The sequence below is a fragment of the Alistipes sp. D31t1_170403_E11 genome (assembly GCF_015553985.1).
GTDB lineage: Bacteria > Bacteroidota > Bacteroidia > Bacteroidales > Rikenellaceae > Alistipes > Alistipes montrealensis.
Genome location: NZ_JADNHQ010000006.1, coordinates 108,957 through 132,943, shown reverse-complemented (window position 1 = coordinate 132,943; position 23,987 = coordinate 108,957). Strand labels below are relative to the sequence as shown.

Genomic DNA, 23,987 nt, shown 5'->3' with positions numbered 1-23,987 from the left:
TACGAAAACTTCGAGATGATTCTCGACTGGAAAACTCCTGGAGAGGCCGGTATCGCGGTAAGGGCCATTCCGCAGATCGCCCTCGGCGGCAAAAACTCCGGAGCCCTGACGGGCAACATGCTCCACGACAACACCGCGCCCAAGGCGGCCGCGAACAAGCCCGGAGAGTGGAACACGATGCAGGTAAAAGTGGTAAACGACCGCGTAACGGTCATCCTCAACGGCGTCACGACCTGCGAGAACGTCATCCTCGAAAACACCTGCAACCGCGAAATTCCGGCATATGCCAAGGGGCAAATCCTGTTGATCGCCGGCGGTGCGCCCGTCAGCTTCCGCGAAATGTATATCAACGAACTGCCCGCCACACCGCGCTTCGAGTTGTCGGCGGAAGAGGCCGCCGAGGGTTTCGAAGTGCTCTTCGACGGCACGTCGATGCACAAGTGGACCGGCAACACCACCAACTACGTTCCGGTGGACGGTACGATCTACGTGACGGCGCAATACGGCGGCTCGGGCAACCTCTACACCAAGAAAGAGTACGACGATTTCGTATTGCGTTTCGAATTCGCATTCGACCGCGAGGGCGTCAACAACGGTATCGGCATCCGAACGCCGATGGGTGTCGACGCCGCTTACCACGGCATGGAAATCCAGATTCTCGACCACGATGCGCCGATCTACAAAAACCTGCGCGTCTACCAGCAGCACGGGTCGGTCTACGGCATCATCCCGGCCAAACGCGTGAAATTCCCCGCCCTGGGAACCTGGAACGTCGAGGAGATTCGCGCCGTGGGCGATCGGATCACCGTGACGGTCAACGGCGAGGTGATTCTCGATGGCAACATCCGCGAAGCCTGCCAGGGCCACAACGTAGCGCCCGACGGCGCCAAGGTGAACCCTTACACCGTGGACCACAAGAACCACCCCGGACTTTTCAACACCTCGGGCCACATCGGCCTGCTCGGCCACGGCGCAGGCATCAAGTTCCGCAACATCCGCATCAAGGAACTGCCTGCACCAAAGCGAATAAAGTAAATTGCACACGGTCCGGAGAAAACCCGTCCGAAATTCGGACGGGTTTTCCCGGCCTGCAAGTGCAGCGAATCGCAAAAATAGTGTTATATTTGCGGAAAATAGGCCGGACAGAGTTCCGGCGTTATCGAATTCCGAATAAGAAACCTAAAAGAAAAAACTTATGTTTATCCCTTGCGCGATCGGTTACGGACAGGTCATCGTAATCGTATTGGTAGTCATCCTGCTCTTCGGAGGTAAAAAAATTCCCGAACTGATGCGCGGACTGGGCCGTGGCGTCAAAGAATTCAAGGATGCCGTCAACAAAGACTATACGGCTGACGACAGCAAACCCGGGGACAAATCCGTTTCCGACAAAAACGAATAATCACCACAACTCCGCTGCGGCAAAAAACTGAACATGAAAAAAAAGGATCCAGAGCCGTCGGAGATGACTTTTTTCGAGCACATCGACGCCCTGCGCCCTCATCTGGTGCGGGGTGTGATGGCAATCGGAGTCATCGGACTGGTGGCCTTCTTCTGTAAGAGCTTCATTATCGACACGGTGCTGTTCGGCCCCCAAAGCCCGGACTTCCCTACGAACCGGATGCTGACGTGGGTCGGCGCCCAGTGGGCGCATATCGCCGAATGGATCAACGGGGTGCTGGGCACGTCGTTCGACTCCAATCCGGAAACCTTCCGCATTGCGAACGACCGTTTCTCGATCATCAACACTTCGCTGTCGGGACAGTTCAACCTCCACATGAAAACATCGCTGGTGACGGGCATCGCCCTCGCCATGCCCTATGCGCTGTGGGAGTTCTGGCGCTTCGTGCGCCCGGCCCTCACGCCGAAGGAGATCGACGGAACCCACTGGTTCGTCTTCTGCGTATCGCTGTGTTTCTTTTCGGGGCTGCTGTTCGGCTACTACGTCATGGCGCCGTTGTCGATCAACTTTTTCGCCAACTACCAGGCCAGCGCCGCCATAACCAACATGTTCGACATCAGCGACTACCTTTCGACGGTCATCGTCGTCTCGCTGGCCTGCGCCTTCATGTTCGAGCTGCCGCTGCTGATTTATTTCCTGACCCGCATGGGACTGGTTTCGGCAACGTTCCTGCGCAAATACAGGCGCCACGCCTTCGTCGTGCTGCTCGTCGTCGCGGCGATCATCACCCCGCCCGACATTTTCAGTCTGGTGCTGGTGATCCTGCCCCTGTACGGACTCTATGAACTGAGCATCAAGCTCGCATCGCGGACCGAGCGCAACCGCAGCCACGAAGACCAGCCGGAACCCGCGGAATAGAAGGAACGATGGAGAGACCGGGCGAAGCGAAACCAATCACGATCGTAGCCATCGGAGCAGGCAACCGCACCAACAAATATTTGGAATATGCGGTCCGGAACCCCGACCGGCTGAAATTAGTGGGCGTCGCTGAACTCAACGACATCCGCCGCCATGCCGTCGCTGCGAAATTCGGGCTGGCTCCCGAATGCTGTTTCGCCGATTACGACCTCTTTTTCGAAAATCCCGTCCCGGCGGACGCCGTGCTGATCGGTACGCCCGAAAACATGCACTTCGAACCCTGCATGAAGGCCATCGAAGCGGGTTACAACGTCCTGCTCGAAAAACCGATCGCCCAGTCGCTGCCCGAATGCTGCCGGATCGCCGAAGCGGCGCAGCGCAAAGGGGTCATCGTAGGGGTCTGCCATGTCCTTCGCTACCACCCTTATTTCATCAAGATCAAGGAGATCGTCGATTCGGGCGAACTGGGCGAAATCATCTCGATCAGCCACCTCGCCGCCGTGGGGCTCGACCGCACGACACACGGATTCGTCCGCGGCATGTGGCGCAGGGAGGAGATCACCAATCCGATGCTGATTTCGAAATGCTGCCACGACATCGACTTCCTGCTGTGGCTCACCGAAGCCCGCTGCCGAAAACTCTCGTCGTTCGGGTCGCTGCGCTGGTTCCGCGCGGAGAACGCCCCAGCGGGGAGTACCGCACGGTGCATCGACTGCCCGCTCGAAAAGGAGTGCCCCTATTCGGCCGTGGACCTCTACTACAACCGCCGCGACTGGATTTCGAATTTCGACATTCCCGAAGGTTCGACGCTCGACGAGGTTATTCTCCGTGAATTGCGTTCGGGCGACTACGGACGGTGCGTGTTTCGCTGCGACAACGACGTGGTGGACCACCAGATCGTCTCGATGGAAATGGACAACGCCGTCACGATCTCGTTCTCGATGGACGCCTTCACGCTGGGCGACCAGCGCGAAACCCACATCCGGCTGACAGCAGGCGAGATCGACGGCGACGAACGCACGCTGCGCGTGCGCAAATTCCGCGGCGGGAAAGAACAGGTCTACGACTTTTCGGGCATCCTCGGCAAGCCCTTCCACGCCGGGGCCGACCTCAACCTGGTCGAAGATTTCGTCGACACACTCAGCCGCCGGGAGCACCATTTCCGTACGACGATCGGCAACTCGGTCGAAAGCCACCGCATCTGCTTCGAGGCGGAGCGGAGCCGCCTTACGGGGCAGACCGTCATCCTCGAAGAGCGCTGACCGGCCGACCATAAAAAAAGCGGGCTGTAACTGAAGTTACAGCCCGCTTTTTCGTATTCGGATTATTCGATCGTCAGCACCCGGTCGATCTGGTCGGCCATGTAACGGCAGAAACTGCGCGTATCGGCCAACGGGGCCGAGGCAGCTCCCCGCCGGTACATCGCTTTCATGTCGAGCAGCAAGCCGTAGAACAGGTGTTCCCTGAAAGCCGGAATCACACGCGGCGCCCGGTAACCATAAGCAGCCGCCCGTTCGCCGCCGAGGCCGCGCGGCGCAAGGTCGTCGGCCCCGCGTTCGGGCGATGCGGCCCAGAGCAGGTCGTCATCGTCAGCCAGTGCAAAGGCGCTGCCCGATCCGGAGGTCTCCTTACCCTTGACATTGGCAACGGAAATCGTCGACTTGAGCAGCGACTGCTGCAAATTGCGGGCATGGGCCGTGAGGGGTTCGCGCGAACGTAACTGCTCTTCGAACCAGACGATGAGGTCTTTCGCCATGCGGTCGGCCGTATAGGGATTATCGCTCTTCGAAACCGCAAGGTCCAGCCTGCCGAGTTTTTCAAGCAAAGCCCGTGCGGCACGGCGCTGGAGGTATTCGCACGCCAGCACGCGGTTGTAGACATTCTTCGACACCCCCTGCCGGTCGATCCAGTCGAGGCCGGCAGTCAGGCCAAGTACCTCGCGCAGGGCACGCTGCTGCACCTCGCGCGGCACGGCCGTGCAGGCCGGCTGTACGGACCCTTCGTAAACCGGATTCATATAGACGCCTCCGATGTAGCGCATCAACTGCGAGGAGAGCGTATTGACCCGCAGGACCATCTCCATGAGCAGATCTTCGCGAAACTTGTAATCTCCGTCACGACCCGAAAGCCACTCGTCGCCATGTTCGGCAACGTATTTCAGGTTGGCAAGCTGGAGGGCTACGCCCTTGAACAGGTCGTCGCCGAGGTCCTCCGTGCCCACACGGGGGTCGTAAGCCCCCGAAGCATACTGCGCGAAGAAATAGCGGGGATCGCCCTCTTTCGCGGCGAGCCAGCGGCGCAACTCCGGGGCTTCGTCCTGCGGCGTCGCGGCTCCCGGAACAGGCTTGTAAAGCCACTCTACGGCCAGATAGTCGTAGGGTCCCAATGCATCGGCCACCAGTTTCACTCCGCGCTCCTTATCGCCCGGCTGCGCGAGGATGTTGTAGAAAACATCGTCGGTGATCGACGCCGCCAGGCCGTTTTCCTGCGTGAACGAGGGCGAACGCAGCGAGTCGGTCGGATAGGCCGACGAAGCGGCGTAATTGGGCATCACCCCCAAAGCCGAAGCCGCGCGGCGGGCAATCGAAGCCGTCAGGGCGTCGGCGACCTGCCGGGCCGAAGGCTGCGTGGTGCGCGCCTCGGGATCGGCGGCCGACAGCGTAAGAAGCAGTTGGTGCTGGATCGCAGCCGTGAAATTGAAGGGTACGAAGATATCCGTTCCGAGAATCTCGCCGCTGCGCGGGTCGACCCACGAAGCGGTATAAAGCTCCGAATTGGAAGTTCCCGTACGGCGCACGCAGTTGTTGTAAAGGCTGTTGTCGTTGAAAGCCGGATCGGCCGGGAACGGCTCCACCCGGATAACGTCTTTGTAACCGATCTTTGCAAAAGCATCGTTCCACAGCAGGATACCGCGTTCGACGGCAGCATAGGCCGAAGCGTCGAAGGCCGTGTCGACGTAGAAAACCACGGGACGCACATTCCCGGCGCTGTCGAGAATCGAACGGCGGCAGGCGTAATAATCGGTCTTGGCCTCCTGCTCCTTGTCCGAGAAGCGTTTGACCGCCTTGGCCGCAAGGCCTAACCGCTGGTCGCAGAGGCGCATCCGCCGTTCGGGATCACCCAGCGGGCGGAGCGTGCGGCGAGCGACAATCGACTGGGGTTTGTCGGTCCACAGGTCGAGCAACCCGAGGAAACTGACCGTCGTGCCGTAGGAAAGTTCCCCCACCACCGACACGCACCCGTTCCCGCCCGTCACACCGGTCAGCATCGAGCGGTCCTTCTTGTATTCGGCCTTGGCCGTCATCCAGCCGCCGTAGGTATTGCCGCCGTCGGGGTCGATGGGCCGCAGGCGTTTGGTGTCGCCGACAAAAAGCGCCGTCAGGTCAACGACCGCCGCCTGCTTGTCCGGCGTGCGGGCTTTCACGGCATACGAAGCCACGATCGGGCCGATGTTGCTCCGGTCGACAGCCTCGCGCATCGCGGCGCTGCCGTCGACGATCACCACGGGAGCGAACTCCCGCATGTAGAGGAGCGTGTCGCTCGCACTACGGCTGAATTCGACCATATAAGGCGGCACAGGCTGTTGGAGGGCCAGTCCGTCGCCGGGATCGCCCGTGCGTTCGATCATCGTCGTAATCATCAGTCCCCTGTCGAGCAGCGAATCGGGCAGTTCGAGGTAGAGTTTGTCCTCGACCAGGTGCAGGGTCAGCCCGCCGCCGCGGACGGTTCGGACCTTTTTATCCTTGAACAGTTTTTCGTAGGGAGTCGTCTTGCGGACGGTATCCGCCTCATGCTTCTTTTTCTTGCCGCGTTTCGGTTCCTTCGCCTTGGCTTCCGCGACGGCCGCACCGGCCGCCCGGACCGGCAGGGCCGCTACGGGCAGCAGCATCCCCGCCAGCAGCGAAAGAAAAGCTATTTTAAACAGTTTCATCATAATCCGGAGAAGTTATTTTTTCAACGCTTTCTCGATGTTGCGCAACAACAGTTCGTAGTGCAGGCGGGCTTCGCCGGTCGACGACGTGCTCTTCGAGCGGAGCATCGCGCGCAGTTTCAGCAAGGCGGCATAATCCCCGGCCTCGGTATTGCGGGGATCGTAGTAGTTCAGGCGCGGGGAACTGTAACCCAGCAGCGGCGCAGTATCGACCCGGTGCGCCGCGGAGAACGCCTCGAAGGGATCGTGGCAGCAACATCCCCCGCAGGCAGTAAGCCCCGCCGTGCGGGCCGCATGCTCCTCCAGGAAGGCGGGAACGGGGATCAATCCTTCGTCGGAGACGATTTTCTTCTCCTCGCGGGCTCCCGTTCCGGTGTATTTCAGCCCGGCCGAGAGGCTCAGGCTGCGGACGTATTCGCGCTGGAGCATCATCTCGACCGGGTCGGGCGTGCGGCCTTTCAGCGTCGGGGCCCATACGAAATCGTAAACATCCTTACGGCACTCCCCGGGCGTGTAGGCATCCTTTTCGGCCAGTGCGGCACTCAGGGCCACGCGCGCCGGAGCGGCTACCGCCACGGCCACCAGCGAGGCGGCAATCGACTCGGCAGGCGAAACCATCAGCGGCATGTTGCGCATCAGTTCGGCATTATCCAGCCATTTCAGATCCTTGAGCTGGGCGAGGCAGAACAACAGCGACTCACGCTGGCGTTCGCGCGGCACGCTACGGTAGGCCTCCACCGGATCGCCCTCCATCTTCTCGGCGAAGTAGATGCCGCCGACATTAGCCAGAACGTGGTTTAGGTAGCGGATATACTGGGTGAGGAGCTCATCGTAAAGGGTTCGCCGCTGGGAGAAATCGGGGTCCTGGTCCCCGATCCAGGCATTCATGTTGCCCAGAATGTATTTCAGATTGGCGATGCCGTAGGTCGAGGCCTTCACGGCGTCGTCTCCCAGGTCCTCCGACTGTGAGCGGGGATCGATCGAGCGGCTGAACTGCTGCTTCCCGAAACGGTAGACCGAATCGACAGCCGCCTCGGTCATCCATTTCGAGGTGACGGCATATTCGTCGGCCGCCGTCGCCGTGTCGGGCAGCGGCGTGTAGAGCCATTTCACGGCATAATAATCGTAAAGGCCGAAGCGCGGCGGGGTGAGCCGTACGCCGCGCTCCCGGTCTCCGGGCTGGGCCACGTAGTTGAAACGGGCATAGTCCATGATCGAAGTGGTCGTGCCGTACTTCTGCGTGAACGACGGCGAGCGCAGCGAATCGACCGGAATCACCGCCGAAGCGCTCATGTTGTGCATGTAACCCAGGCAGTGCCCGACCTCGTGGGCCAGCACATAGCGCAGCCCGTCGCCGATCACCTCTTCGGGGATGGTCACGGCGCGCACCCGCTCGTCGGCCTGCGCGGTCTGAACGAAGAGCCAGTTGTTCAGCAGCTTCATCACGTCGTGGTAGACGTAAACCGAGGCGTTGAGTATCTCGCCGCTGCGCGGATCGACCCACGAGGGACCCATGGCGTTGGCAATGGCGATCGGGGCATAGCGGATGCAGGAGTATTTGATGTTGTCGGGGTCGAATTCGGGATCGTCCGCCGGATAGGGTTTCGCGGTGATGGCATTTTTGAACCCGATACGTTCGAAAGGCTCGTTCCATTGGTCGACGGCCTCGAAAATGTGCTTTTTCCACATCTCCGGGAATCCGTTGTCGACGTAGAAGACGATCGGCTTCTTCGGCTCGACCTTCTCGCCGCGCTTCCACGCAGCCATGTCCGACGGCTCCAGCCGCCAGCGGTGGGCGTAGTAGATCACCTTGGCGCGCTGTTCTCGCTCGCTGAAAAGCACCTTGCCGGTCGGGAAAACCGACATGCGGCTGTCGGTGATGCGCGGACGGTAGGCTTCGCGCGGCAGCAACACCAGCGAACGGGTCATCACCGCCGTCAGCGGCTGGTCCTTGACGAGCGTCGTGCGGCCGCGATTGAGCGAAAAGATGTAGCTCAGCGTACTGCGTATCACCACATTGTCGCTGAAAGCCTTGATTTCGCCCAGCATCGAACGTTCCTTCTGGAAGGTTTTCTTGAGTTCGAAAGCCGTATAAAGCCCGTAGGCCGAGAACGGGGACATCTCCGCCACGTCGGCCACGAACAGGTCCGTAGCATTGACCACTACGGCCGTGCTGTCCTTGTTCCAGGCTTCGATCTTGTAGTTGCGCAGGATGGGGTCGGCGGTGTTCCGTTTCACGGCCTCGGCCAGTGCGCGGGAGGCCCCCACCTCGTCGGTGATGTTCTCGCAGTTGACCGTCCGCAGTTGGACCGAGCGGTCGTTACGCGTGAAGACCACGTGCAGCGGGTAGTCCGACTTGGAACCGGTCGTCGCGGCAGCGTTGTCCGAGACCTCCGAAATGGTCGATCCCAGCAGCATCTCACGGCCGAAAAGCGAATCGGGAATTTCGAAATAGAGCTTCCCCTTGACATCGTGCAGGCGGAACATGCCGTCGGCAACGGTGTGTTTCTCTTTGAAAAGTTTGTCATAGTCGCTTTCCTTCGGTTTCTCGGCCGAACTCTCCGTCTTCTTCGAAGCGGAGGATTTGGGCTTTTTAGCCGTTGCCGTCACAGCCGTGAAGCAGAGCAACAGCACCAATAGTTTTCGGATCATCTGCTGAAATTTAGAATTGTGTTCGAGGTTCTTTCGTCCCGGTCTTGCGGCCGGTCTATAATAAAGAGGGGATTTGCCCGGAAACGACATACACGACGACCGAAAAAAAATGGGCCGCGTCTTACGACACGGCCCGCTCATCCCTGATTCTCAGCGGATCAGTACATATACTCGGTTTTGGATGGGTTGCCTCCCAACTGCGACCACGACGCGGCACAGCCTTCGGCCGAGCCCTTCACCGCGAAGACGGTGGGTTTGTCGTCCTTCATGCCGCTGACGTAGATCGTACCGTCGGAGGAGATCGCCGGGGACGAACGCAGTTCGTCGGCCAGTTTGATCTCCGCCACGCGCGAACCGTCCGTCGGACGCAACTTCACCAGCTTGCCCGTGGTCTTGTCATTGTAATAAACATAACCCTGGTCGTCGACGGCCGGAACGCCGTTGATATCTCCGTCGGCGGCATGTTCCCAAACGACGGAACCCATCGGGGAGATGGCCGTGACGTGGGCGGCGACATCGCCCGTTTTCTGCGTCGCGGCGTAGACCGTGCCGTCCTCGCCCAGCACGACACCCATGCCCGACTGTCCGCAGTCGCCCTTGAGGCCGCACACCCATTCGGGAGCCGGTTGAACCCCGACTGCGGCCTTCTTCGTGTCGTAGCAATAGACAATGGCTTTGGTCGTGGTGGGAATCTGGACCCCGCTGCTATTTTTATACAGGATGTAGACCTTCCCCGAAACGTCGGCCGCCGGCTGGCTTCCGTTCGACTCGTCTTTCCAGCCATAGTTGTAGCCGTATCCGGCATTGGTTCCGTCGGGCGACAGGTATTTCCAGACGCCTTCACCATTGGGCAGCAGCACGCGCGAGCCGTATTTACCGCCCGTTCCGGCAACGATGATCCCGCTCTTCAGGGCGAGAAGACCGCCGTAGGAACCGCTGTTGCAGTGCAGGTTGACAACCAGCGCACCCGACCGTTTATCATAGACGTGAAGCTGGTTGGACGGCGCGTTGCGGTCGAGCGTTATCACGTATTTTTCCGTAATGACCGGCGAGAGGAAGCGGAAAGAGGTGTTCACGCCCGTATTCGTATACCACAACTGCGAGCCGCCCGAAGCGCCGCCGCTGACGGCGTAGAATGCACTGCCGCCCTGGCCCTTGTTCGGCTCGTTGAAGCCTGCGAGCGCATAGACCGTACCGTCGGCGTCGACCGAAGGCGTCGGCGACTGGACCTTGATCGAACCGCTGTTGTTCTCAGCCGAAGCACCGTCCTTGCCGATGTCGAAGGCCCAGAGGCGCTCGCCCGCCTTGGTGAAGCAGACCAGCGAATAGCCCGTCGAGGTTACATAGACGTACTCGCCGTCGGGGCTGACCGCGGGCGACGTACCATAGACGTAGGCGTCCTTCGTATCGTCGTAGGGATAGGACCAAAGCAGGTCGAGGTTGATGGCGCCGCGGCCCACCTCGATGGTCACCGTCTTGGTATTGCGCCCCTTCTTGTTGTCGGTCACAGTGAGCGAAACCTCCGTGGAACCCTGCGCCGCAAAGGTGAACTCGGGGTTCTGCTTGTCGGAAGTCGTTGTTCCGAATTTCCACTCCCAAGCCACCACTTCGCCGTCCTCATCGGTCGAGAGATCGGTGAACTGCACGGGTTCCCCGGCCACGACCTTCTCGGGCGACCAACTGAAGTCGGCCACGGGCCGGATGTTGTTGTCCACGACGACGATCGTCTTTTCGAACGACGATTTCTTCACCCCGCGGTCGGAGGTGACGGTCAGTTTGATGACATACTCCCCGGCCTGGTCGTAGGAGATATTCTCCGGAGTGGTTTCATAGGAGACGACGCCTTTGCCCAGTTCCCATTTGTAAATGGCGATCAGGGCATTCTCAGCCGTCGACGTGTTGGTGATCACGACCGGATCGCCCACGTCGTAGGACTCTTTGTCGGTGGTAAAACCGGCATGGACCGCTACCTCCGCATCCGGTTGGCAGGAGGTCGCCCCCAAAAGGGCGAAAGCGGCCAGCATATAGATAAATCGTTTCATTTCAATCGGTTTTGAGTTTTAGCTATCTGTTTACTTGAACTCCAGCACGGCCACGATGGGATAGTGGTCCGAAATGTAGGGAACCTTCTCGTAACGCTGGTCGATAGTAGCGAAGCGCAGGGGCGTGAATCCCGAACTCGAACTGAAGATGTGGTCGATGCGCGGATAGTTGGTCGTACCTCCGAAATTGTTGAACGACGCCTTGTTGTCGGAAACGGGAGCGTTCGTGCGCGCGTCGAGCATGAATTTCTTCACACCGTCGAAGATCGGGCTGTCCAGCATCTTGTTAAAGTCGGCGGTCAGCAGCGTCGGGTAGTTGTTCGGATTGAGCGATTTCATCTTGGCCTCGATCAACTCCATCGACTTCTGGGCCGCCACCTGACCGACGTGGTCGATATGGCTGTTGACGTAGAAAAACTTGCGGCCCGACTTGTAGTGGGTGAACAAGGCCCAAGTTGCCGTGCGGTAGGTCGAGGCATCCCAGCCTACGGACGGCGTGTCGGGTGTCTCGGAGAGCCAGAAAGTCCCCCATTTTTCGAGTTTCACGGCATCGCCGAGGTAGTAGATGGCCATGAACTCGCCGGCATTCTTGCCGTCGGTACGGCCCACGCCTACGCTCTTGTAACCCGCACAGTTCTCGTCCATGTAGGTCTTCTGGTCGAGGCGCGCTTCCTGTACGCCGAGCACCGTCGGCTGCTGGTCGGCGAACATCGCCGGAACGGCCTTCTTGCGGTTGTCCCAACTGTTCGCGCCGTCGTCGCCCGCGCTGTAACGGACATTGAACGACATGACCTTCAACTGATTGTCCTCAAGGCCGGGATTGATCGGCTCCTCCGGCCCGTCGCCGGGCTGAGGCTTATAAAACTCCGAGTAATCGGGCTTCGGATCGCTGCACCCGGCAGCGAAAACGAAGGCGAAACTCAGCGAAAACGTCAGTAAATAACGGAATATTTTCATGGTCTGGCTTTTTATTTATTCGTTGTTCCACTCGGGATTCTGCGAGATCGTATAACCGGCATTTCGGTAATCCCGGATCACCTTGGCGGGAATCGGATAGAGGTACTGGCGGCCGTCGGGATACCAGTAACGGTCGCCCGCACCGGTCTTGTAGACCAAGTCGCAGCCTCCTGCGGCATTCGGCTCGGCATAGAGGCCCACGTTGTCCTGGTTGACGCGGATGGCGATATTCTTATAGGACGCGGGGGCCGACGCGACCTCACCTTCGGTGAAATAATAGTCGTTCACCCCGTCGCCGTTGACATCGACGGGCTGTTCCAGCCCGGGGATGTGGATGCCCGTCCACGGCAGGGTTTCCATCAGCGAACCGCATTTCCAGCGGCGCAGGTCGTCGAAGCGCATACCCTCGGCAACGAGTTCGATGGCCCGTTCGCGGCGGATTTCGAGCAGCACGGGATCGGTCACGTCGGGATAGAACGTACTTTGCAGATAGCTGTCGACAGCCGTAGGCAGCGACTCCGTGCCGCCCGTGATGCCGGCGCGCTTGCGCAGCGCACCGATCGTAAACGCCCATTCGGCATCGGTCAGCACACCTAGTTCGGCCTGCGCCTCGGCATAGTTCAAAAGCACCTCGGCATAGCGGATCAGCGGAATGCTGTTGATGTTCTTCGCACCGCCGTCGTACTTCGACTCGTCGAGCGTGTACTTGATCACCTGGTAACCCGTGAGCGAAAGGTTTTTGATGTCGGCGACGGCGGCCTTGCCGTCCCACAGGAAACTGCGCCCGCGGACGGTCTGTTCGAGGCGCAGGTCGCGCCCCTCCATCTCCTCGGCAAAGGACTTGGCCCCGTAGCCGGGCACGGCGGTGAAAGGCGTGCCGTCCTGTTTGAGGTAGGTATGGACGAACGAGCGTACAAGGCTCCAGCAGAGCCCGTAGGAGCGGGCGTTGAACCACCAGTTCTGCTCGCCGAAGATGCCCGACTTCTCGTTGGCGCAGACGGCGAGGATCACCTCCTGCGTCAGCGGCGTTTCGCTGTAAAACAGGTCGCGGTAGGCGCCCTTCTTCCCGGCGGCGGTATTGAGCGAGCACCCGCTGTTGTCGATCACCAGTTTTGCGGCTTTGGCGGCCTCCCGATACAACTCCTCGGGAGTCATTTCGAGCCCCGTGAGGTTGTGGTAACGGCGGTAAGCCGCTTCGAAGAGGCAGACGCGCGACTTGAGCGCTGCGGCGGCCCAGCGGGTGAGCGTCGAACTTCCGGTCGACGAGGTGGCCTGGATGTGCTCGTAGGCGAAATCGAGGTCGGCGATCAGGTTGCGGATGATCACGTCGCGGCTGTCGCGCTCCTTGTACATCACGTCGTTCTGGTAGGACTGGATGTCGTTGGGGAACCAGGGCACTTCGCCGTAGGTGGTCAGTTTGTCGTAGTAGAACCACGCGCGGAACCAGCGGGCGATGCCGAGGTAGTTGTCGCGCGTCTCGGCGTCGACGGTGCAGTATTTCGGATCGTTGCAGCCGTCGATGAAATAATTCACGTTCTTGAGCGTCCCCCAGCTCCAACTGGTCGCAGTCTCGGTGTTGTAGGCTCCCTGCTTGATGAAGGTGTCGGTATTGCTGACAGCCCCTACATCGCACATTTTGTCCTGCATAAAACCGTTCTTGAGCGTCGGCAGGGCTTTGTAGAAGGAGTTGGAATAGAGTTCGAGGCCCGATTTCGATCCGAAGATCATCGACTTGTCGGCCTTCACCTGCACGTTCTCCGTCAGGTCGCACGAAGTGGCGAACGCAACGCAGCCCACGAGCAGACTCCATATATAGGTTGATCTTTTCATAGCACGAAACAATTTAATAGGTGATCGAGATGCCGAAGCTGAAGCTGCGCATCACGGGATAGTTATGTCCGTCGCCCTTGTTGTCGGAGGAAGAGGTCTGGAGGTCGGTGTCGGACTTCTTGTTGGCCACCGTCACGTCGAAGTCCTTCGTATAGCGGTAGAGCGGCGACCAGCTCCAGAGGTTCTCGCCCGAGAAGTAGACCGAGACCTTCGAAAGGCCGATCTTCGAAATCCACCGTTTGGGCAGTTCGTAGCCGAACTGGAAGTTCTTCAGGCGGATATACGACACGTCCTGCAGGTAGCGCGTATTGATGTTGGCCGTACCGGCGTTCATCGGGCCGTAGTAGCCCACGTAACGCGGCAGGTAGGCGTTCGGGCGCTCTGCGGTCCAGTAGTTTTGCAGATGCCACGTCGGAACCTGGTTGTAGGGACGGTTGTACATGCCCCAGAAAAGACTCTCGTCGCTGGGGAACCACTGCTGCTTGCCCACGCCGTCGAACAGCGCCGAAAGGAAGAACCCGTTCCAGGAAGCATTCAGCGAGATCGTATAGAGATAGCGCGGATCGGAGTTGCCGATGATCTTCCGGTCGCCCGGGTCATCGACCGTATCGCTGCCGCGGTCGATGGCGTCGTTACCGTTCAAATCCTCGAAACGCATGTCGCCCGGATAGGTGATATACTTCTCGGAGGTCTGCATGATGCTGTTCGTGTAGCCCTTGCCGCCGAATGCCGCGTCGATCTCGGCCTGGTTCTGGAACAGTCCGTTGCAGACGAAGCCCCAGATTTCGCCGACGCGCATACCTTCGTAATACTGGTAGGCACCGGTTCCCAGCTTGCGGGCCGCGTTGTTGTATTTGTCGATGACGGAATAGTAGTCGGCCAGCGTGGCTTTGATACCGAAATCGAAGGGCTTGCCCGCCAGCTTGAACGAATCGTTGTAGCTCAGCGAGATTTCATAGCCGTAGGTGCTCATGTCTGCGTAGTTGCCCTTGGGAGCCGAAGCGCCGAAGGTGTCGGGAAGCGTCGGGCCCACGGTGTACATGTCGACCGTCTTGCGAATGTAATAGTCGGCCGTGAGGTTGATGCGTCCGTTCAGGAAACCTGCGTCGAGGCCCACGTCGAAGGTCTTCGAGGTCTCCCAGCCGATGTTGTCGGGAATCTGCCCCGGAAGGCTCGTGTAACGCAGTTTGGCCTGCCCGAAGAGGTAGCGTGCGGCATCGCCCGAACCGGTTCCGAAGGTCGACAGGCCAAAGGTTTCGAGGTAGGTGTAGGGATCGACGTTGCTGTTGCCCAGCGCACCGTAGGAGGCGCGCAGCTTGAGGTTCGAAACGGCCTTGGGGCTTACGTCCCAGAACTTCTCCTGCGAAACGCGCCAGGCGGCCGACGCCGAGGGGAAGAAGCCCCACTGCGAATTGTTGGGAAACTTCGACGAGCCGTCGTAACGGCCGTTGACTTCCAGAAGATAGCGGTCGTCATAGGCATAATTGAGGCGGAAGAAAGCGCCCACGTAACGCCAACGGCTGCCGCCGCCGGTAATCGACATCACGTCGCCCAGGGCGAAATTGATGTTGCCGGCATCGGGCATCAGCAGGCCGTTGCGCTCGGAATAGGTCGACTTGTAGTCCTGCTGTTCGTAGTTGTAGCCGGCCAATGCCTTGAAATAGTGCTTTTCAGCAAAAGTATCCTCGAACTCCGCATAGGCGTTGGTGGCGATATAGGTCGTCAACTGCAACGATTCTTTCATCACGTCGTCGGTCTCGGGCGTACCGAGGTAGATGGTTTCACCCTCGTAAGCGCTGTAAGGGATAGCCGTGGTCTTCTTGGTCTCGGTGTAGTCCTTGGTACGGAACGAGAAGTCGCCCGTCAGGCGCAGGCGGTTCTGGAGCATCGTGACGTTGAGCGTCGTCGTATTTTTCAGCGTCTTGGTCGTGCGGTCGAGCCAGTTGTTGCCCGTGACCAGGCCGCCGACGGCGTAAGCTCCCGACTTGGTGAGCGTACCGTCGGGGTTGAAGATCGGCGACGAGGGGTGTCCCTGGTCGTTGACCGAGCGCCACAGCACGCCGCCGCCCTCCTTCGAGTAGCCCATCGGCTGGCGGTACTTGTCGTGCGTATAATCGAAGTTGTTGGAGATTTTCAGCCACTTGAATACCTGCGAAGAGACCTTCGAACGGAGGTTCATCGTACGGTAGGTGTCGGGCGTGAAATTGAACAGGCCGTTGTAGTCGTAGAGACGCCCCGAAAGATAGTGGCTGATTTTGCCGTTCGAACCGCTGATCGAGACGTTGTGCGTCTGGGCGATCACCGTATCCTTGTAGAGCGCGTCGTAGTAGTTCGTGTTACCGTAGTAAACGTATTTGCCGTCGGGATCGACGGTCGTTTCGAGTTTGTTGCCCGCGAGTTTGCGCTGGCGAAAGGTATCGAGCCACGCACGCGAAAAGTCCTGCGAGTTGTTGAAACCCGTCGGTTCGTTGAAACGGTAATTATACCACGCGTCGTAGAAGAGACGCGAATAGACATAGCCGTCGTCCACGACATCGGGAACGGCCGTCGGCTGCTGGATAGCCACGTTGCCCGTGTAGTTGACGGTGAATTTGTCGGTGAGTTTGCCCGGGTCCTTGGTGGTGATAAGCACTACGCCGTAAGGAGCGCGCGAGCCGTAGATGGCTGCCGAAGCGGCGTCTTTCAGGACCGACACCGACTCGATGTCGTTGGGGTTGAGCATCGCGGGGTCGCCCTCGACGCCGTCGATCAGGACCAGCGCCGAGCCGCCTGCGCCGATCGACGTTTTACCACGGATGTTGTACGACGCCGAACGGTTGGGTTTACCGTCGGCCAACGAGATATTGAGGTTGGGAACAGCGCCCTGCAACAACTGCGTGACGTTGGCTACGGGGCGGTTTTCCAGGAGTTCCGAAGAGACCTGGTCGACGGCGCCCGTCAGGTTGGCCTTCTTCTGCGTGCCGTAGCCCACGACCACCACTTCGTCGACGAGCGTGGCATCCTCTTTCAGTTCCACCGCGACGAACGAGCGGTTGCCGACCGGGATTTCGGCGGCGGCGTAACCCAACGCCGAGACCTGCAGTACGGCATTGCCCGCCAGGTCGTCGAACGAAAACGAGCCGTCGGCTCCCGAACTCACACCGCGGGTCGTGCCCTTGACAATCACCGCAGCGCCGATCACAGGTTGCCCCGCGGCATCCTTGACGACGCCTTTAACGGGTTGCGACGAAGAGGCTTTCCGCTGCGGAGGGGAGAGGTAAATCTTGCCGTCGCGAATTTCAATCTCGACCTTGTCGGCTGCCAACAGTTGTTTCAGGGCCGCCCGCACGTCGACATCCTCGACGGCGATGCTGACGACCTTGTCGGGATTGACCGTCGGACGCGCATAGTAGAACGTATAGCCCGTCTGCTCGGTAATCCGCCCGAATACCTGTTCGAGCTTGGCATTCCGGAAATTCAACGTCACTTTCTGCGCCCGGGCCGTCAAAGCGGTCCCGGCAACACAAAGCAGCATCAGAAATAGTAGTCTGATTCGTTTCATACAGATTAGTTTAGGTAGTTGTTTACTAAAAAGCCCGTTTGCGCGCTTTTCGTATAATAGACACGCAAACGGGAAAAAACGATGAGCCGGAACTCTTTTTTTTATCTGAAGCTAACCTTTATTTCGGATTTAGAGCGTTCAAAGCGTACCGGGGAGATCAGTTCCATTTCGCGCAATACGTTATCCAGCAGCGTATTGTCGGTCGCAAACGTATAGGATATGGGGCGATCGGGCTGTCCGTCTATTTCGAACCGTACGTCGTACCACCGCGACAGGATTTCGAGCACCTCTGCAAGGGGCGTATCGCGGAACGAGATCACGTCGTCTTTCCAAATCGAATAACGCATGGCGTCGGCGCCGCGGACGATCCGCCCCTCGCCCGAGCGACGGTCGTAAAGCAACTGTTCCGAAGGCGCCAGTTCGAAACGCCCGCCGTGACGGTTGTCGAGCACCACACGGCCCTCGTCGAGCGTTACGGCGACGATGTCGTCGCCGTGGTAGGCCTTGACATTGAACGACGTGCCGAGGACCTGTATTTCCCCGCCTTCGAACTCCACGACGAACGGCCGCCGGGAGTTGTGCTTCACCTCGAAATAGGCTTCGCCTTCGAGGCGGATGCGGCGTTCGAACAACCCGAACTTCACGGGATAGTGGATTTTCGACTCGGAATTAAGGTAGGCGACCGTGCCGTCCTGGAACAGGCACTGTGTACGCCGGCCCCGGTCGACGACGAATTCGCTGTACTCTGCGCCCGAGAAGATGCCCCCTACCTGCCGGTCGAGGCGCAAGGCAACGGCCAGGATCAGCGCGACGGGAATCACAACAGCGGCAACCCGGAAAAGGATGCGCCGGCGGCGGCCGCGCGTGAGGGCCAATTTGATCCGTGCGAAGATGCGGTCCGAAGCGACCTCGGCCTGTTCATAATCACCGCACTCCTCCTGCCGGTCGAAGTCGCGGCCGATGTAGCGGCTGGCCCACGCCTGGCCCGAATCGGTGGCGAGCCATTCGGCAACCAAAGCAGCCTCCGCAGGGGTAGCGCTATTTTCGAGCGTCTTATGCAATAGTTCTTCCGAAGGTCTGTTCATAAAAATAGGGTTTGCAAAGTAACGATTAACAGGATAATATGGCCGAGCCGGCTTTTCAGGAGTTTGACACCCTCCTGGTAGTGCGAACGGACGGTGTTGACCGAAAGGTTGAGCATCTCGGCAATTTCGGGATTCGAATAGCCCGCCTTGCGCAGGTACATAACCTGCCGCTTCTGGGTCGGGAGTCCGGCGATCACCGTATCGAGCACCTCCGAAAGATTTTCGCGTTCGATCTGCGCATCGAGCGGATCGGAAGCTACGGGTATAAGCTGCGCCAGGCGGTAGCTGTGCACCAGTTCGGTATTGCGGCTGCGCAGGTAATTGAGAATGTAGTTGCGGGTCATCGTGTAGAGGTAGTTCCTCAGGCTGAGCATCACGGTCATGTCCTGCCGCCCGGTCCACAGTTTCACGAAAACGTGCTGTACGGCATTCTCCGCGGCGGAGTTATCCTTCAGCATCTTCAGGGCCACGGCATAGAGTATCCGGTGGTACTTCACGTAGACCTCCCGGAAAGCCTCTTCGCTTCCCTGTTTGATCTGTCGGAACAGCTCCTGATCTTGGTTTTCCGGGATGAAATTTTCAGTCATAATTATGGCATAGACAGCGCAGGCCAAGTGCAGCGGCAGGTATCGGAACGCGGAGAGCCGCCGGTCCAGGCAAAAGGTTATCTTTTCGGCAAAGATAACATTAATTTCAATTTTACAACTTTCAGCCTATGGTCAGCGGATTCCGTATTTCTGGAAAATTTTACGGAGCTGCGGTTCGAGGTGGCGCGTCATGTACATGAAACCCTGGTCGGAAGGGTGCGAACCGTCGACCGTTCCGAGATGATCGGAGCCGATCATCCCCTCGGAGTCGATGAAGTAGATGTTCTTGTCGGTCTTCATCAGCCGCCGGATGCCGGCTTCAGCCGCAGCACGCTTGTCCTCTTCGAACTTCCGGGCCCGGAGATTGAAATTCCCGGTCTCGCGGACCTCGGTCTGGATAAAGATCAGCGGCGTGGCGGGATGCGCCTTGCGGACGGTCGCTACGAACGAGTCGAGCCGTTCGTCGATCTCCTTGGCGCTCGGGTTGGAGAAAGCGTCGAAAACGAAGGCATCGGCCTCCATTTCGGCCAGCATCCGCGCAAACTCGGGTTGCAGCTTACACTGCCCGCTGTAACCGAGGTTCAGGAAATCGAGCCCCATTTCGCGGGCCAGCCGCGCTGTCCAGGTCATGCCGGGGCGGCCGGCCGAAGCTCCGTGGGTAATGCTCGACCCGAGCACCACGATCCGGTGGCGGAACGGGTTGGGAACAGCCTCGATGCGGCTGCCTTCGTCGACTCCCACCTCCAGCGACAGCACCTCGTCCCACAGGGGCAGGTACAGCAGGCAGGTTTTCTCGCCCTCGTCCATATATTCGACCAGCGCACTGTCGTGGTTGTCGCCCTTGGGCCATCCGAAACCGGCGTAGACCCACTCCCCGCCGCGCTCGATGTAGAGGTCGAGGCCCTTGCGGGCAATGGCGGTCATGTTGTGGCCCAGTCCGTAGCCGCCGGTTTTCCATCGGGCCCGGATGTTTTTGCTGTCGGTTTTAAAGACGACGGCCAGCCCCGTAGAGAAGGCCGAATAATTCTTTACGGGCTGCCACAACTCGTAGCGTGCGGTATCGACCCGCTGGTAGAGTTTGGGCGTAGGCATGGTCTTGCCGATAACGGTCAGCGTCGAAGCGTCGACATAACGGATCGGAGCCTTCGCCTGCGCGCCGGCGATATTCGACGCCAGCAACAGCGACAGCAGCGCGAGGCTGCGGAAAATCTTCGGAAAGTTCATCATTTATGCGAGTTTGGTTGTATCGGAATTATCAGCCGACGGCCGGATTTACAGTTTGTAGAGTGCATAGACGGGATTGTGGTCCGAAAGGAACGGCACGCCGTAGCGTTCGGAGTCGGTAAGGGTACGGTAAGCCAGCACACGGGCGTTACGGCCGAAGATGAAATCGATCCACAGCGAACGTTTGCCGAAGTCGTTGAACGTCGGCAGTTCGTCGGTCACCGGAGCCGCATGGCGCGCCGACTGCATCCACGCCTTCAGCGGGTCGAGCAAGGCATTGTCGTAGGTCGTATTCAGGTCGCCCGAAAGGAAAACGGCGGCCTTTTCCCCGGCAATCTCCTTCATCCGGGCAACCACCATCCGCGCCGATTCGACGCGGGCCTGCTTGCCGACGTGGTCGAAATGGGTGTCGAAATAGAAAAACTCCTTCCCGGTTTTCCGGTCTTTGAGCCGCACCCATACCGTGACGCGGCGGCACATGGCGTCCCAGCCCCGCGACGGGCATTCGGGCGTGGGGCTGATCCAGAAAAATCCGCTGTCGACGAGAACGTATTTCGAACGGCGGTACATGATCATCAGATGCTCGCCGCCGTCGGGTTTCTTTTCGATGTCGGTCGCGGCGTCACGCCCCATGTCGACCTCGGCGTATTCGGGGAGGTTGACCTTCAGGTAGTCGATCTGGGGCCGGTGCGGCTCCTGAAACCCGACGACATCGGGCGACTCCGCACGGATCATCTCCAGGCAGGCGGCGCGGCGCGCAACCCAGCCGTTATCGCCGTCGGCGCCGGGCTTGTAGTAACGGATATTGAACGACATCAGTTTCAGGTCGGCTTTCGCCGCAGCGGCGGCCAGCGCCTTGTCGTCCTGCGCCCGCAGGGGCATCGCCAGCCCCAGCAGCGCGATAAAAAGCAGTAACTGTTTCATGATGAGCAAAGATAATCGAAAAAAAGCGAAAATGTGCAAACTCCTTTCTGCTTTTTTTACACAGCCAACGAACCGCCGTTTGTTGCAACGCATCGTAAACCAGGCCGGTACACGGCCCTGCACCCGGGCCTGTCTTCGAGAAAAGCTGTCGGCAGCAGCACCGGAACTTGCGGGCGGCAACCGGAGACGCAAACGTTTTTTTCCGCAGAAAAGACTCTGATTGTCCCGAAAAATTGCTACCTTTGTGAAAAATAAACCCGATTTATACTATGGAATTCGAAGGAACAGTTTTCAAAATACTGCCCGTGACGAAAGGAACGTCGGCACGTGGTGAGTGGCAGCGTCAGGACGTGGTTTTCGAAATGAACGAAGGTTCGTTCGCGCGTAAAATCTGCGTTACATTCTTCAACAAACCCGAAGACGTGGCCCGCCTGCAGGAAGGTTCGACCTACAACGTCTCGGTGAACGTCGAGTCGCGCGAATACAACGGCCGCTGGTACACCGACATCCGCGCATGGCGTCTGCAACCCAAGCAGGAGACCGCAGGGGCCGCCCCGATGCCCGACATGCCGCCCATCGCCGAGGAACCGTCCTATGCGTCGTCGCCGGCGCAGGTCGACGACCTGCCGTTCTAAATACGGAGGGGAGGGGCTGAAAGAAGGCTGCCCAAAACACGGAATCCGGGTTCGGCAAGAATCCGCCCGCCTGAAATTCAAAAACTCCGGTCCCTAAGGACCGGAGTTTTTCATATACCTTATTATAAAAAAATCCGGATGCGCCGTGTGCGCATCCGGATTCGATTTATTCCCGGGAATTATTTTGCGGGAGCAACTTCGGGAGTCTCGGCCGTTGCGGTCGAATCTGCCGGAGCGGGCTCTTCGTAAGGAGTAACGTCGACCAGTTCGACTTCGAACTCCAAAGCCTCGTTGGGACCGATGTCACGGCCTGCGCCGCGTGCACCGTAAGCCAGGTCGGCGGGAATCCAGAGCGTGATCGTACCGCCCTTGCCTACCAGTTGCAGACCCTCGGTCCATCCCGGAATCACACGGTTGAGCGGGAACTCGACGGGTTCGTCCTTGTCGAAATCGTCGGGACGCTGCTTCTTGAGCATCTCCTGCTGCTCCTTCGAGCGGTTGGCGAACTTCGAGGTATCGAATACCTTACCGTCGCGGGTGCGGCCCGTATAGTGAACCTTCACCACGTCGCGCGGATCCTTCGGCATCACCGAAGCGTCGCCGGCCTTGGTAACCTTATAAAGCAGGCCCGACTCGGTCTTCTTCACGCCCGATTTCTTCTCCATTTTCTCCATCCACGCCTTCGAAGCCTCGGCATTCTCGGCCGGACGCTTTACCATGAAGTAGTACTGCAGGTACTGGTTTACCTCGTCCTCGTTCATCTTGGCATTGTTGTCGCGCACGTTCTGCATGGCCTCGCCGATCCAAACCAGTTGGATAGGCATGCCGCTCTGTGCGATGTTGTAACCGATGTCGTTACCGAAAGCATAGGAAATTTCGGCACGCTCCTCTTCGCTCTCGAACATTTCGGGATCGGCTGCGGGATACTCCACCTTGGTCGAGTCGCCGCCGGCCAGGCGTACGCTGTCAGCCTGGGCACGCTTCTGCGCGATAGCCTGGGCACGCTCGCCGCGCTTCGACATGAAATACTCGCGCAGCATATCGAGCGATTTGTCGTGTTCCTGGGTAGCCTTGCCCAGGGCTCCTTCCTGAACACCCTTGTCAACGGCCTTGAAGTCGAACGGAATGTCCTTCATTTCGTAGCTCAAGCCGTAGCCGATGTTAGCTCCGAGCGAATACGACAACGAGTCGAATTCGGACAGGCTGCCCATCTGTACCCCGCCTTTGTTTCCTCCGCAGGAGGCGAGCATTGCAGCACCCGCAAGCGCCGCCGCAAAAAAGATTTTTTTCATTGTTGTTTTTACTATGTTTTGATGTTTGGCTTTTATCGCAATTCGTATGCGCAAAGATAGTGCAAGCCGGGCGCAGAGGTGAATTTATTCGACTCTGCCGAGGCGCCGCCTATCTAAGCGGGGGTTTATTCCACGCAAAGATATAAATTTTTTGTTAACGAAATGATTCTTAGCAACTATATTTTAAAGAGCCCCAAGCGGCGACAAACACGAATGCCGCCACGGCCCGGCGGTTTTTCCGGATTAGCGCCGCCGCGACCGGGTCGCATATTTGTCGAGGTCGACGAGTTCGATCTCGTAATAGAGCGTCGCATTGGGAGCAATGCCCAACTCCTTGTCGCCTTCAGCGCCGTAGGCTGCCGATGAAGGCATCCAGGCGTTGATCTTGCCGCCCTTGCCGATGAGCTTGACGCTCTCCTGCACGCCGCGCCGCAGGTCGCGGACCAGCGAACGCACCGTATCGCCCCGTTCGTAGGAAGAGGCGATCTCGTCGCCCGCCGCCGTGCGGATCACCCACCGCAGAGCCACGCTGTCGCGCTCGGAGACGGGAATCTGGTCCTGGTCGCCCACCGCTGTTACCGTATAAGTCACGCCCGACGAAGTGCGGGCATAAGAGCGGTTCGACTTGGCGATGTCCGCCAGGAACTGCTCTTCGTAATTGCGCGCCTTCTCGGGAAGGGCGTAATTCACATAGCTCAGGTAGAACGTCTCGGCATCAGCCGCCGTGAGTTTGGGATTTTCGCGAAAAACGTCGCGGATACCTTCGCAGACAGCGTTCACATTGATCGTCGAATCCATTTTCAGCAGGTTCATGCCCACATTCATGCCGAGGACGTAAGCCACCGAATCGGTATCGCTCTTGAGTTTCACACCGCCTCCGCCCGAATTTTTCGAGCAGGCTCCGGCCAGCAGCAACACGAGGGCCGGAAGGATCGGGAAGGTCTTTTTCATAGTTATCAAACTCCTTTTT

Annotated in this window: 18 protein-coding genes; 6 read left to right on the top strand and 12 right to left on the bottom strand. The window is 59.0% G+C overall.

The genetic code is table 11. The features are described 5' to 3' along the window. The 4 genes from I2E69_RS12555 to I2E69_RS12540 form a co-directional block, all read left to right on the top strand. Nucleotides 1-1,035 (top strand): DUF1080 domain-containing protein (locus I2E69_RS12555; protein ID WP_195461574.1); only part of this gene is annotated, 1,035 nt, incomplete at its 5' end. Nucleotides 1,036-1,195: 160 nt separating this feature from the next. Next, on the top strand, nt 1,196-1,399 hold the full coding sequence (locus I2E69_RS12550) for a twin-arginine translocase TatA/TatE family subunit (RefSeq protein WP_195461573.1): 204 nt from the start codon (nt 1,196-1,198) through the stop codon (nt 1,397-1,399). Between the two features lie 33 nt (nt 1,400-1,432). Next, nucleotides 1,433-2,317: a twin-arginine translocase subunit TatC gene (gene tatC, locus I2E69_RS12545; protein WP_229095502.1), complete on the top strand. Its 885-nt coding sequence runs from the start codon at nt 1,433-1,435 to the stop codon at nt 2,315-2,317. A gap of 8 nt (nt 2,318-2,325) precedes the next feature. Further along, nucleotides 2,326-3,579, top strand: coding sequence for a Gfo/Idh/MocA family protein (locus I2E69_RS12540; protein ID WP_195461572.1), 1,254 nt, complete (start codon nt 2,326-2,328; stop codon nt 3,577-3,579). Between the two features lie 62 nt (nt 3,580-3,641). Here I2E69_RS12540 and I2E69_RS12535 read toward each other — a convergent pair whose 3' ends face one another. From I2E69_RS12535 to I2E69_RS12490, 10 genes are all read right to left on the bottom strand, one after another. Continuing rightward, complete coding sequence (locus I2E69_RS12535; RefSeq protein ID WP_195461571.1) at nt 3,642-6,251, bottom strand: zinc-dependent metalloprotease; 2,610 nt, start codon at nt 6,249-6,251, stop codon at nt 3,642-3,644. A gap of 12 nt (nt 6,252-6,263) precedes the next feature. After that, nucleotides 6,264-8,900, bottom strand: coding sequence for a zinc-dependent metalloprotease (locus I2E69_RS12530; protein WP_195461570.1), 2,637 nt, complete (start codon nt 8,898-8,900; stop codon nt 6,264-6,266). Between the two features lie 158 nt (nt 8,901-9,058). Next, nucleotides 9,059-10,942: a PKD domain-containing protein gene (locus I2E69_RS12525; protein WP_195461569.1), complete on the bottom strand. Its 1,884-nt coding sequence runs from the start codon at nt 10,940-10,942 to the stop codon at nt 9,059-9,061. Nucleotides 10,943-10,972: 30 nt separating this feature from the next. Beyond that, entirely contained in the window at nt 10,973-11,899 is a 927-nt protein-coding gene (locus I2E69_RS12520; RefSeq protein WP_195461568.1) for an endonuclease/exonuclease/phosphatase family protein, read from the bottom strand. Nucleotides 11,900-11,914: 15 nt separating this feature from the next. Beyond that, a complete protein-coding gene (locus I2E69_RS12515; RefSeq protein WP_195461567.1) occupies nt 11,915-13,729 on the bottom strand; it encodes a RagB/SusD family nutrient uptake outer membrane protein in 1,815 nt (604 codons plus the stop codon). A 13-nt stretch (nt 13,730-13,742) separates the two neighbouring features. Continuing rightward, nucleotides 13,743-17,270, bottom strand: a complete 3,528-nt coding sequence (locus I2E69_RS12510; protein WP_195461566.1) for a TonB-dependent receptor — start codon at nt 17,268-17,270, stop codon at nt 13,743-13,745. A 101-nt stretch (nt 17,271-17,371) separates the two neighbouring features. Then, on the bottom strand, nt 17,372-18,355 hold the full coding sequence (locus I2E69_RS12505; protein ID WP_195461565.1) for a FecR family protein: 984 nt from the start codon (nt 18,353-18,355) through the stop codon (nt 17,372-17,374). After that, nucleotides 18,352-18,942 carry an RNA polymerase sigma factor gene (locus tag I2E69_RS12500; protein WP_195461564.1) on the bottom strand — a complete coding sequence of 197 codons (591 nt, stop codon included), beginning with the start codon at nt 18,940-18,942 and terminating at the stop codon, nt 18,352-18,354. Before I2E69_RS12500 ends, I2E69_RS12505 begins: the two co-directional genes overlap by 4 nt. A 132-nt stretch (nt 18,943-19,074) precedes the next feature. After that, entirely contained in the window at nt 19,075-20,169 is a 1,095-nt protein-coding gene (locus I2E69_RS12495; RefSeq protein WP_195461563.1) for an SGNH/GDSL hydrolase family protein, read from the bottom strand. Nucleotides 20,170-20,214: 45 nt separating this feature from the next. Further along, entirely contained in the window at nt 20,215-21,090 is an 876-nt protein-coding gene (locus I2E69_RS12490; RefSeq protein ID WP_229095501.1) for an endonuclease/exonuclease/phosphatase family protein, read from the bottom strand. On the opposite strand from I2E69_RS12490, the gene I2E69_RS12485 reads away from it, so the two are divergent. Beyond that, a complete protein-coding gene (locus I2E69_RS12485) occupies nt 21,089-21,310 on the top strand; it encodes a hypothetical protein (RefSeq protein ID WP_195461562.1) in 222 nt (73 codons plus the stop codon). The genes I2E69_RS12490 and I2E69_RS12485 overlap by 2 nt on opposite strands. A gap of 49 nt (nt 21,311-21,359) precedes the next feature. Beyond that, nucleotides 21,360-21,725: a DUF3127 domain-containing protein gene (locus I2E69_RS12480; protein WP_195461561.1), complete on the top strand. Its 366-nt coding sequence runs from the start codon at nt 21,360-21,362 to the stop codon at nt 21,723-21,725. Nucleotides 21,726-21,904: 179 nt separating this feature from the next. Here I2E69_RS12480 and I2E69_RS12475 read toward each other — a convergent pair whose 3' ends face one another. Both I2E69_RS12475 and I2E69_RS12470 read right to left on the bottom strand, forming a co-directional pair. Then, a complete protein-coding gene (locus I2E69_RS12475) occupies nt 21,905-23,017 on the bottom strand; it encodes an FKBP-type peptidyl-prolyl cis-trans isomerase (RefSeq protein WP_195461560.1) in 1,113 nt (370 codons plus the stop codon). Nucleotides 23,018-23,260: 243 nt separating this feature from the next. Next, entirely contained in the window at nt 23,261-23,968 is a 708-nt protein-coding gene (locus I2E69_RS12470) for an FKBP-type peptidyl-prolyl cis-trans isomerase N-terminal domain-containing protein (protein WP_195461559.1), read from the bottom strand. Between the last annotated feature and the right edge of the window lie 19 nt (nt 23,969-23,987).

Bases quoted from the DNA above. Each gene is read 5' to 3' on its own strand.
- I2E69_RS12550 (WP_195461573.1), top strand. From the start codon at position 1,196: ATGTTTATCCCTTGCGCGATCGGTTACGGACAGGTCATCGTAATCGTA.
- tatC (WP_229095502.1), top strand. From the start codon at position 1,433: ATGAAAAAAAAGGATCCAGAGCCGTCGGAGATGACTTTTTTCGAGCAC.
- I2E69_RS12540 (WP_195461572.1), top strand. From the start codon at position 2,326: ATGGAGAGACCGGGCGAAGCGAAACCAATCACGATCGTAGCCATCGGA.
- I2E69_RS12535 (WP_195461571.1), bottom strand. From the start codon at position 6,251: ATGATGAAACTGTTTAAAATAGCTTTTCTTTCGCTGCTGGCGGGGATG.
- I2E69_RS12530 (WP_195461570.1), bottom strand. From the start codon at position 8,900: ATGATCCGAAAACTATTGGTGCTGTTGCTCTGCTTCACGGCTGTGACG.
- I2E69_RS12525 (WP_195461569.1), bottom strand. From the start codon at position 10,942: ATGAAACGATTTATCTATATGCTGGCCGCTTTCGCCCTTTTGGGGGCG.
- I2E69_RS12520 (WP_195461568.1), bottom strand. From the start codon at position 11,899: ATGAAAATATTCCGTTATTTACTGACGTTTTCGCTGAGTTTCGCCTTC.
- I2E69_RS12515 (WP_195461567.1), bottom strand. From the start codon at position 13,729: ATGAAAAGATCAACCTATATATGGAGTCTGCTCGTGGGCTGCGTTGCG.
- I2E69_RS12510 (WP_195461566.1), bottom strand. From the start codon at position 17,270: ATGAAACGAATCAGACTACTATTTCTGATGCTGCTTTGTGTTGCCGGG.
- I2E69_RS12505 (WP_195461565.1), bottom strand. From the start codon at position 18,355: ATGAACAGACCTTCGGAAGAACTATTGCATAAGACGCTCGAAAATAGC.
- I2E69_RS12500 (WP_195461564.1), bottom strand. From the start codon at position 18,942: ATGACTGAAAATTTCATCCCGGAAAACCAAGATCAGGAGCTGTTCCGA.
- I2E69_RS12495 (WP_195461563.1), bottom strand. From the start codon at position 20,169: ATGATGAACTTTCCGAAGATTTTCCGCAGCCTCGCGCTGCTGTCGCTG.
- I2E69_RS12485 (WP_195461562.1), top strand. From the start codon at position 21,089: ATGATGAGCAAAGATAATCGAAAAAAAGCGAAAATGTGCAAACTCCTT.
- I2E69_RS12490 (WP_229095501.1), bottom strand. From the start codon at position 21,090: ATGAAACAGTTACTGCTTTTTATCGCGCTGCTGGGGCTGGCGATGCCC.
- I2E69_RS12480 (WP_195461561.1), top strand. From the start codon at position 21,360: ATGGAATTCGAAGGAACAGTTTTCAAAATACTGCCCGTGACGAAAGGA.
- I2E69_RS12475 (WP_195461560.1), bottom strand. From the start codon at position 23,017: ATGAAAAAAATCTTTTTTGCGGCGGCGCTTGCGGGTGCTGCAATGCTC.
- I2E69_RS12470 (WP_195461559.1), bottom strand. From the start codon at position 23,968: ATGAAAAAGACCTTCCCGATCCTTCCGGCCCTCGTGTTGCTGCTGGCC.